Source organism: Mesorhizobium sp. M7A.F.Ca.CA.002.05.1.1, from assembly GCF_003998335.1.
Lineage (GTDB): Bacteria > Pseudomonadota > Alphaproteobacteria > Rhizobiales > Rhizobiaceae > Mesorhizobium.
In genome coordinates this window covers 1-8734 of record NZ_RZQI01000168.1, presented here as the reverse complement: position 1 = coordinate 8734, position 8734 = coordinate 1, and the positions used below count along the sequence as shown (strand labels likewise).

The following is an 8734-nucleotide window of genomic DNA, read 5'->3' as shown; positions in this document are numbered from 1 at the left end:
ACCCAGCCCCTCGCGCATCAGCATATGCTTGGTGCGCACATCCGTCAGCCGCCAGGTGCGGTAGGCGAAGACGCCGAAGTCGCGCCCCTTGGTGCGCTCCGACTGGTCGGTGACGACAAGCTGCGTGTGTTCGCGCGCATCCTCGATCGCCACCGGCTTCGGCAGCAGGGCCAGCGGATGGCTGGGCGCGGCGGCCAGCACGATCGACATGAAGCCGATGCGCACGAGATGCACATCGACATCGCCCAGCAGGCCGCCAATGCCAAGGTCGGCCTGCCCGCTGACGACATGATCGGGGATCAGGCCGAGCGTACCGATATGCAGGCGCAGCATCACGGTCGGAAACTGCGCCTCGAACGCCTTCAGCACCCGCACCAGCACCGGCGACGGCAACGCTGCGTCGACCGACAGCGCGACTTCAGCCTCGAGCCCTTGATGATGGCCGTCGACGCGCGAGCGGATGCGCTGCAGCACACCGATCATGCGCCGCGCATCCTCCAGCATCGCCCGGCCGATCTCGGTCAGTTGCGGCTCGCGGGTACCCTCGCGCTCGAACAGTTTCAGCCCCAGCTGCGCCTCGAGATTGGCTATGCCGTAGCTGATGACGGACTGTGCCCGGTTGAGCCTGCGGCCGGCGGCCGAGAAGCTGCCGGCTTCGGCGACTGTCACAAAGATCTGAAGTTGATCGAGCGTCGGATTGGGCCGCATCGTGATATCTAACTTATAGATGGATCGTATAGAAAGTATACCAGTTTATTGAATGGATCGAAAGTCCCATATCTGGCGGGACAAATCATTCCAACCGCTGGAGAGCCCAAAATGTCCATTCTTCTCATCACTTCGAGCCCGCGCGGCGCCGCCTCCCATTCGACCCGCATCGCTACCGAATTCGCTGAAAAGCTCGTCGCCGCCGATCCGTCGAACACGCTCGTCGTGCGCGACCTCGTCGCCAATCCGCTCCCTCATATCGACGCCGACTACGCGAGCGGCATCTACGTGCCGGCGGAAGCGCGCACTGCGCGCCAGGCTGAGGTCGTCGGCGTCTCCGATGTCGTGCTCGACGAGCTGTTTGCTGCCGACACCGTGATCCTGGCCACAGGCTTCATCAACTTCAACATCTCCTCGACGCTGAAGTCCTGGGTCGATCATATCTCTCGTTCCGGCAAGAGCTTTTCCTATGGCGAGAACGGCCCCAAGGGTCTCGTCACCGGCAAGAAGGTCTATATCGTGCTGGCTTCGGGCGGCATCTATTCCGAAGGTGCGGCCGTGCAGTTCGATCACGCCATTCCCTACCTGCGCGGCGTGCTCGGCTTCCTCGGCATGACCGATGTCGATGTCATCCGTATCGAAGGCGTCGGCATGGGTCCTGACGCGGTGACCGCAGCGCTCGCCAAGGCGACCGCCAAGGTCGATGCCGTGGTGGCAGCCAGCCAGGGTGTCGCGGCTGCCGCATAGGGAAAAGACTTAAATTGGAGGGCAGGCGCTTGGCGCCCGCCCTTTTTCAATGCGCTCCCCGCTTGTTTTCCTGACAGTAAACAGCGCGAAGCGACCAGAGTCCTTTGGGTGTGACTTGACGATCCACCTTGGTTCACTCACAATCACAATGAACCAAGTGGATCGAAACCATGACGGCTTTCACCGTACGCCTCCCCGACGACACGACAAACAGGCTCGACCAACTTGCCGAAAAGCTCGATCGCTCGCGCTCTTATGTGGCCGCCAAGGCCATCGAAGACTTTGTAGCTCGTCAAGAGTGGCAACTCGCTGAGATAGAGGCCGGATTGGCCGAGGCCGAGCGCGGTGAGTTCGCCAGCGAACAAGAGTTGGCCGCCGTGATCGGGAAATACGTCAAGCCCGCCGGCTGATCCATGAGCCGCAAGACAATCCGTTGGACCAAGCGGGCTTTGCGTCGGCTTGGCGAAATCGGCGCGCATATCGAGAAAGACAGTCCCGAAGCTGCCGCCCGTGTCATTGGGCGCATCTTGTCCGCAGCGGAGTTGCTTACCGAACAGCCGGCTATGGGTCGCGTTGGACGCATCAAGGCGACGCGAGAACTCGTTTTGGCCGATATCCCATATATCGTCCCCTATCGCGTAAGCGAAGATGCCGTCGAAATACTTACCGTCATACATGCCGCCCAACAGTGGCCAAAGAGCCTCTGAGCCAACTGGCCGCTGCCTTTCTAGCCGATGAAATGCCTGAGCAACCCCGCCGAAGCGACTCCGATCAGCACAGTCGGCAGCATGGAAAGCCGCGTGGCGGCCACCAGCGTAACAGCCAGCGCCAGAATATCCGCCGGGGACTTCGACACGAAGGCCGGTGCGATGACAGAGATCAGCACGCAACCGGGCGCAGCTTCCATCACAGCCGTGGCACGGGCGCTGAGTGTGCGGTTGCGCAGCACGACATAGCCGCCGATGCGCGTGAGATAAGTGACGCCGGCCATCAGCACGATGGTGAAAAAGGTCGTTGCATCGATCATGCATCACTCGCCATCAGCCAGGCCGCGACCAGACCCGACATGGCGCCCGCGGCGACATACCAGGCGCCGGGAACGAAGAGATAGACCAGTGCCGCCACGACCAGGCTGACCAGCCAGGGTCGCGCCGCCGCCATCCCCGTCCACATGCCGCGCATCAGCACCAGGAAGACAGCCGGGAACGCCATGTCGAAACCATAGGCCCCGACGTCGCCGAGCATCGGACCGAGCAAGGCACCCAGCGTGGTGAAGACCACCCAGGTGAGATACATCGCCAGCGCCGCGCCCATATAGTAGCGCGGGCTGAAGGCCGGCATGATGCCGGCAGCAGTGCGCTGTCTGGCATCGGCCAGACCCAGCGCCCAGCTCTCGTCGCACATAAAGAAAAGCGCCGGAAACACCTTGCGCCGCGGCAGGTGGCGCAGGAACGGCGCCAGTGCCGCACCCATCAGCAAATGACGGCTGTTGACCAGGAAGGTGATGGCGACGATGAGCACGATGTGCGGCGGCGACGTCCACAATTGGATCGCCGCGAATTCCGAACCGCCGGCGAAATTCAGCCCTGTCATCGCGGACAGTTCGACCGTGCTCAGCCCTTTTTGCGTGGCCTGGGCGCCAAGCACCAGCGCATAGGGGATGGTGCCGAACAGCACCGGCGCGCAGGACGCCACGCCTCGGCGGAATTCGGATCCCGAACCATTGCCCGCCGCCTCGACTGCCTGTGAAATGCTCATGTGTCTCCACTGGCGCGCCTCGCGGCCGCCGCTGCCCTGCGTTTGAACTCTCATGACACTGGCGGCAAACATACCCACAATTCTCCGCAATATGGTTGCGAATATTGTTGTACTTCAACTAGGTTCGGCATTGAGTGCCATTAATTTCAAAATAGATGGAATCTAGAGCCATGAAGCTGGATGAGATCGACAAGCGGATCCTGCGGGCGCTGCAGCGCGACGGCCGCATGGCCAACAACGATCTGGCCAAAGAGGTCGGCCTGTCGCCCTCTCCTTGCCTGCGGCGCGTGAAGCTGCTGGAGGAAGCCGGCATCATCGATCGCTACGTCGCAGTGCTGAACCCCGGCAGCATCGGCAAGGGCCTCACCTTCTTCACCCGCATCTGGCTGAAAACGCAGGATGAGGACACGATCGAGCATTTCGCCACCGAAGTCGCCAAGCTGCCGCAGGTGATGGAGTGCTATTTGATGCTCGGCGATTGCGACGCCATGGTGCGCGTGGTGGCAGCCGGCATCGACGATTACCGCCGCTTCCAGTCGGAGCATCTGAGCCGCATCAAGGGCGTGCAGAACGTCAAGACCGACGTCCCCAGCCAGACGATCAAATACACGTCGGAACTGCCGATCTGAGCTGCCGAAAACGGCGTCACGTCAAACTGGATAAAAAATGCAACCGGATTGTAGGATCGAACCCGGTGCCGGCGTCCTTCGGGTGCAAGCAGCGCGCAGCGCTGCCTTTAGGCATGGGAGATTTGAATGAGCCTTTCCTATCGTTGGGTCATCGTCGCCGCTGGCGCGCTGATGTCCTGTGTCGCCATCGGGACGATGTTTTCGCTGGCGATATTCCTGGAGCCGATGGCGATCGACACCAACTGGTCGCGCGCCGGCATTTCCAGCGCCATGACGCTCAACTTCCTGGTGATGGGCCTTGGTGGCTTCGCCTGGGGCGCGATATCGGACCGTTTTGGCGCCCGCATCGTCGTGATGATCGGCGCGGTGCTGCTCGGGTTGGCGCTGGTGCTGGCCAGCCGCGCCGGTTCGCTGCTGAGCTTCCAGATCACCTATGGCGTCCTGGTCGGTCTCGCGGCAAGCGCCTTTTTTGCGCCGATGATCGCGCTGACCACAGGCTGGTTCGACACCAACCGCAGCCTTGCCGTCTCACTGGTCTCGGCCGGCATGGGCGTGGCGCCGATGACGATCTCGCCCTTCGCCCGCTGGTTGATCTCCGCCTATGACTGGCGCACCGCCATGTTCGACATCGGCATTACCGCCTGGGTGCTGCTGTTGCCGGTGGTGCTGCTGGTGCGCCAGCCGCCGAAGCCCCTCTTGGTCGACACCGGCTCCGCGCCGGTTGCCGAAGGTGCCGGCCTGACAGTCAGCCAGGCGCTGCGCTCGCCGCAATTCATCGTGCTCGGGCTGACCTTCTTTGCCTGCTGCGCGGCGCATTCCGGACCGATCTTCCATATGGTCAGCTATGCCATGCTGTGCGGCGTCGCCCCCATGGCAGCGGTCTCGATCTACAGTGTCGAAGGTCTGGCAGGCCTTGGCGGCCGGCTCTTCTACGGCGTGCTGGCCGACCGGCTGGGCGTCAAGCCGGTGCTGATCGCGGGCCTGGCGATCCAGGCGATCGTCATTGCCGCCTATCTGTCGATCAGCCAGCTTGAGCAGTTCTACATGCTGGCCGTTATCTTCGGTGCCACCTATGGCGGCGTCATGCCGCTCTATGCGGTGCTGGCGCGCGAATATTTCGGCCAGCGCATCCTCGGCACCGTGTTCGGCGCCGCCACCATGCTGTTCAGCCTCGGCATGGCATTGGGACCGCTTGCCGGCGGCATGGTGTTCGATGCCTACGCCAACTATTCCTGGCTTTTCATCGGCTCTGCTCTTATCGGGCTCGGCGCGGTCGGCATCGCCATCGCGTTCCCGCCACTGCCACGCAGGGAACTGCAGCCGGCTTAGTTCGGGTCGACTTCCAAACCTTGCTGGCCAGGCGCGCAATCAGCCTGGCCCGTTCGGTTCGCCGCGGATCCTGTCCTCTGTTTCATCCGTTCTCCCTTGTGCGAGTGCGGAAGTCCACGGCCAACGTTTGCACCAAGCGACGACTTCGCGCACCCGTCCACCAGTGAGGGTACGATTTGAGCCGAAGGCGCGCGGCTCCGCCACGGCCAGGCTTGAATGGCAGGCAACGGTCGATGGATCGAAAAGCTCTCTTAAGCATTTAAGCTTTGGCTAATAGTAGCCTCAGGAGAGAAACGATGAAAAAGACGCTGCTCATTTTGAGCCTGCTCATTCCGCTCTCGGCGTGCTCCCGTACCGAACAAGGCGCCGCCGTCGGCGGCTTGGGTGGCGCGGCCGTAGGCGCCGCGGTGGCCGGAGACCCTGTGGAAGGAGCGGTTGTCGGCGGTGCGGTCGGAGCGATAGCCGGGGCGGTCATCGGCCACGCCAGCGAAGCCGGCCAGTGCAGATATCGCGATCGGTACGGCCGGGTTTACGTCGCACGGTGCCCGGACGGTTACTGATCTCAAGACGCGTGATCTCCTTCGATCACGCGTCTGCTTGGGGGTTAATCGAATGGCCTATCGGATCAAAAAGTTGCCGGGTTTCTTGTTTGCCGCTGTTGGCGCTGCCGCGTTGAATATCGCGTCCACGATTGCGATTTCGGCCGCGCCGGTTGATGCGAAGACGATTGCCGATCACTTCTCATCGGTGAAATCTATGTCAGGGGATTTCGTGCAGTCGGGCCCGAAGGCGGAAAGAAAACATGGCAGGTTTTTTCTCCAACGCCCGGGCAAGATCCGGTTCAATTATGCTGGCCAATCTGGGATCAGCGTGATTGCGGATGGTAAATCCCTGGTGGTTTACAACAGGAAACTGAAGACATCGCGGCTCTATGCTCTCTCGAAGACGCCGCTGAAGCTGCTGCTCGACAACAAGGTCGACTTCTCCGGCAGTCGCCTCAAGAGCATCAGAGACGACGGCGCCCAAGTTACCGTCAAGCTGGCCGACAGATCGGCTTTCGGCAATTCGAACATCTCCATGGTGTTCGACAGAAAATCGCTCGATCTGCGCAGATGGAGCCTCACCGACGAGAAGGGACTTACCACAACGGTGACTATATCGAATGTGAAGCAGGGCGTTCGCGCTCCCGAGGGCACCTTCGTTATCGATTATGCGGCGAACCGTGAATTCAACACCACAACGAAATAGCGGCGGCCGCAGAATGGTCACAGCACCGGAACCAATATGATCAGCGGCGGTTTAATCCGTGAAGGGACCGGAACCGCAAAGGACGCGGCACAATGATTGAAATTCACAGCATCGAAGCGGCCAACGCCAGACTGCGCATAAGGAGAGCTGAGCACTCTCTGAAGCGCGCGAATGACTTGCTGGACGAGGAAGGCGGCGTCGCTCTTAATCTGGCATTGTGCGGCCGGATAAGGGCCGCGAGAAGGCATCTGATCGAGGCCAGGGCCCGCCTGATGACGATCGATCCCGCCAGGACGAGTTGATCCGCCGGCGGTCGTAGGTCAACCCGGACCGAGAGGTCCATCGTGGCGCAAAGGCCCGCATGGACCTGTGGCGGTGATCTACCCAAAAATCCGGTCGCCCTGCTCGTCGACCAGTTGGATGCCCTTCTTGATCGAGATGTCGACGGCGTCGTCGAGCCCGGCGAAACGGTCGGCACGGATGAATTTGTGTTCCTTCACCACACCGTCGATCTCCTTGGAGACGACGCCGCACGTCTGGTATTGGCCATCCGCCTTGTAGGGCGTGGCGCTGATCAGGAAGCCCTTGTGCTCGACCTGCTTAGCTGGCGCTGCACTTGTTGGTCCAGCCGTTTCGGCTCCGCTGGCGCCACCGCCGAAAAGACGCTTCAGAAAAGACATCGGGCTTCCTCCAACAGCATTCATCCCGCACCATGTAGAGTGACGCGGGATGAATTTCACTATCGGTCCTTGGCCCAGCGGGCAAGGGCTGCGTCCGGTCGGCTGGACGAGCTTACTTGCGCGACAGCGCTTCCAGCGCCTCGGCGGCGGCTTCGAGGATGGCGATCGCCTCGGCCTGCTTGTCGGCCGGGGCGTCGACGAAGTCACCCAGAGCCGCGCGCAGTCGGTGGCGGACTGCGCGGAATTCGTCGCGCGCTTCCGAACGATCCCCGCGGCTACCCCGGCCGCCACGACGCCCGCCCTCTTCACTCTCGTCGTTCCAGCCGAACCAGTCGCGCGCCTTGGCCATTTTGCGGCCGAAGCGCTCTAGATGGTCGAGCACGCCATCGATCATCTCGCGGTTGTCGGCGAGATGCGCCTGGCCAGCTTCGGTGATCGAAAACACCTTCTTGTTGCCGTCGGCGGCGGAGGCGGCATAGCCGGCCTCTTCCAGGAAGGTCAGCGTCGGGTAGACCACGCCCGGGCTCGGGCTGTAAATGCCGCTGGTGCGCTCTTCCAGGGCCTTGATGATGTCGTAACCGTGGCGCGGCGCCTCGGCCAGCAGCGACAACGTGATCAGCTTGAGGTCGCCGTCGGCCAGCATGCGCCCGGCGCGGAACATGTCGCCCGGGCCGCCGCGCCCGCCACCGCGACCGCCCTGCCCGAACGGGCCAAAACCGCCGCCCCCTCTGCCACCAAATTTGCCGGCCATGTGCATGAACATGCGTTCGCCGAAATGATTGTTCCCAAAATGTTTGTGCATTGATTGCTCCTTGAGTTGTATCTTACGATATATCTTAATTAGGCAAGCCAATCGATGGAGTCAAGATATATCTTACGATGTATCTGAATGCGGCGCCAGAGGCTTGCTTTCACTGGAACGTGCCGCTAGAAGGCCGGCGAGCGCCTCGGCTGCTCCGTAAGCGTCTGACGTCAAGCAACGCATCCCAACCCGGTCTTCCGGGCAATTTTGCCGGCCACGGCGAATGGATGCCAATGCGACGGACCGGACACTTTCAGGGAACACCCGAAATGAATGCAAGATATCAGCGCAGGAAACTGCCTGCGCGCTATGCCGCTGTTCTCAGCCCGCTGGTGCTGTCGCTGTTGATGACCTTCATCGTCTCGTTCATCTCGACGTTGAAAAGCCTTGGCTTCCACCCCGAGCTGCCGTCCATCTGGCTGACCGCCTGGGGCCTGTCCTGGCTGGTGGCGTTTCCAACGCTGCTGCTGGTGCTGCCGATAGTGCGCCGCATCGTCGGCGCGCTCTGCGAGCCGGCCAGCCGATAGCTCACACGAAAAAGGTCCGGAGATGTCCTCCGGACCTTTTGCCCTGCGGTCATCAATGACGAACCGCTACCAGCGACCCTTGCGCCGGTTCCAGGCATAGAGAAGATCGGCGAAGCGGTCGTAGGCAAAGCGTGTCAGCGGCAAGATAAACGGATTGCCGAACACCATCGCCAGCCAGCCCTCGCCTGGCGTTGCCTGCCAAACGGCAATCGCGACATCGGCGCCGACCAGCAGCCTGCCCGCCGCATCGGTGGCGTGCAGCCGGCGGCGGATGTCGTCAAGCGACGCGCCATGTCCGGTAAGCGC

At 61.9% G+C, this 8734-nt stretch carries 15 protein-coding genes; 9 read left to right on the top strand and 6 right to left on the bottom strand.

Annotated elements, in window-relative coordinates; translation table 11 throughout:
* Positions 1–708: LysR family transcriptional regulator (locus EN939_RS11485; RefSeq protein WP_164750949.1), on the bottom strand; the 708-nt coding region annotated here is incomplete at its 3' end.
* 111 nt (positions 709–819) lie between these two features.
* On the opposite strand from EN939_RS11485, the gene EN939_RS11480 reads away from it, so the two are divergent.
* The 3 genes from EN939_RS11480 to EN939_RS11470 all read left to right on the top strand — a co-directional run bounded on the left by EN939_RS11480 (position 820) and on the right by EN939_RS11470 (position 2162).
* Positions 820–1455 (top strand): FMN-dependent NADH-azoreductase, encoded by a 636-nt coding sequence (locus tag EN939_RS11480; RefSeq protein WP_127268106.1) that lies wholly within the window; start codon positions 820–822, stop codon positions 1453–1455.
* 170 nt (positions 1456–1625) lie between these two features.
* A complete protein-coding gene (locus EN939_RS11475) occupies positions 1626–1865 on the top strand; it encodes a CopG family ribbon-helix-helix protein (protein WP_127256140.1) in 240 nt (79 codons plus the stop codon).
* Between the two features lie 3 nt (positions 1866–1868).
* A complete protein-coding gene (locus EN939_RS11470; protein WP_127268105.1) occupies positions 1869–2162 on the top strand; it encodes a type II toxin-antitoxin system RelE/ParE family toxin in 294 nt (97 codons plus the stop codon).
* 20 nt (positions 2163–2182) lie between these two features.
* Here the strand turns inward: EN939_RS11470 and EN939_RS11465 are convergent, their stop codons facing one another.
* A complete protein-coding gene (locus EN939_RS11465; RefSeq protein ID WP_127268104.1) occupies positions 2183–2482 on the bottom strand; it encodes an AzlD family protein in 300 nt (99 codons plus the stop codon).
* Positions 2479–3213: an AzlC family ABC transporter permease gene (locus EN939_RS11460; protein ID WP_127268103.1), complete on the bottom strand. Its 735-nt coding sequence runs from the start codon at positions 3211–3213 to the stop codon at positions 2479–2481. The genes EN939_RS11465 and EN939_RS11460 overlap by 4 nt, the downstream gene beginning before the upstream one ends.
* Positions 3214–3383: 170 nt before the next feature.
* On the opposite strand from EN939_RS11460, the gene EN939_RS11455 reads away from it, so the two are divergent.
* The 5 genes from EN939_RS11455 to EN939_RS11435 all read left to right on the top strand — a co-directional run bounded on the left by EN939_RS11455 (position 3384) and on the right by EN939_RS11435 (position 6721).
* A complete protein-coding gene (locus tag EN939_RS11455; RefSeq protein ID WP_127268102.1) occupies positions 3384–3842 on the top strand; it encodes an Lrp/AsnC family transcriptional regulator in 459 nt (152 codons plus the stop codon).
* A gap of 126 nt (positions 3843–3968) precedes the next feature.
* Positions 3969–5171 carry an MFS transporter gene (locus tag EN939_RS11450; RefSeq protein ID WP_127268101.1) on the top strand — a complete coding sequence of 401 codons (1203 nt, stop codon included), beginning with the start codon at positions 3969–3971 and terminating at the stop codon, positions 5169–5171.
* 296 nt (positions 5172–5467) lie between these two features.
* Positions 5468–5731: a YMGG-like glycine zipper-containing protein gene (locus EN939_RS11445; RefSeq protein WP_127268100.1), complete on the top strand. Its 264-nt coding sequence runs from the start codon at positions 5468–5470 to the stop codon at positions 5729–5731.
* A gap of 52 nt (positions 5732–5783) precedes the next feature.
* Entirely contained in the window at positions 5784–6419 is a 636-nt protein-coding gene (locus tag EN939_RS11440) for an outer-membrane lipoprotein carrier protein LolA (protein WP_127268099.1), read from the top strand.
* A 92-nt stretch (positions 6420–6511) separates the two neighbouring features.
* Entirely contained in the window at positions 6512–6721 is a 210-nt protein-coding gene (locus EN939_RS11435; RefSeq protein WP_127268098.1) for a hypothetical protein, read from the top strand.
* Positions 6722–6799: 78 nt separating this feature from the next.
* Here EN939_RS11435 and EN939_RS11430 read toward each other — a convergent pair whose 3' ends face one another.
* Positions 6800–7099: an HlyU family transcriptional regulator gene (locus tag EN939_RS11430; RefSeq protein ID WP_127268097.1), complete on the bottom strand. Its 300-nt coding sequence runs from the start codon at positions 7097–7099 to the stop codon at positions 6800–6802.
* Between the two features lie 112 nt (positions 7100–7211).
* Positions 7212–7901, bottom strand: coding sequence for a PadR family transcriptional regulator (locus tag EN939_RS11425; RefSeq protein ID WP_127268096.1), 690 nt, complete (start codon positions 7899–7901; stop codon positions 7212–7214).
* A gap of 269 nt (positions 7902–8170) precedes the next feature.
* Here EN939_RS11425 and EN939_RS11420 point away from each other — a divergent pair, with 269 nt between their 5' ends.
* Complete coding sequence (locus tag EN939_RS11420; RefSeq protein WP_127268095.1) at positions 8171–8428, top strand: DUF2798 domain-containing protein; 258 nt, start codon at positions 8171–8173, stop codon at positions 8426–8428.
* A 66-nt stretch (positions 8429–8494) separates the two neighbouring features.
* Here the strand turns inward: EN939_RS11420 and EN939_RS11415 are convergent.
* Positions 8495–8734 (bottom strand): DCC1-like thiol-disulfide oxidoreductase family protein (locus tag EN939_RS11415; protein WP_127268094.1); only part of this gene is annotated, 240 nt, incomplete at its 5' end.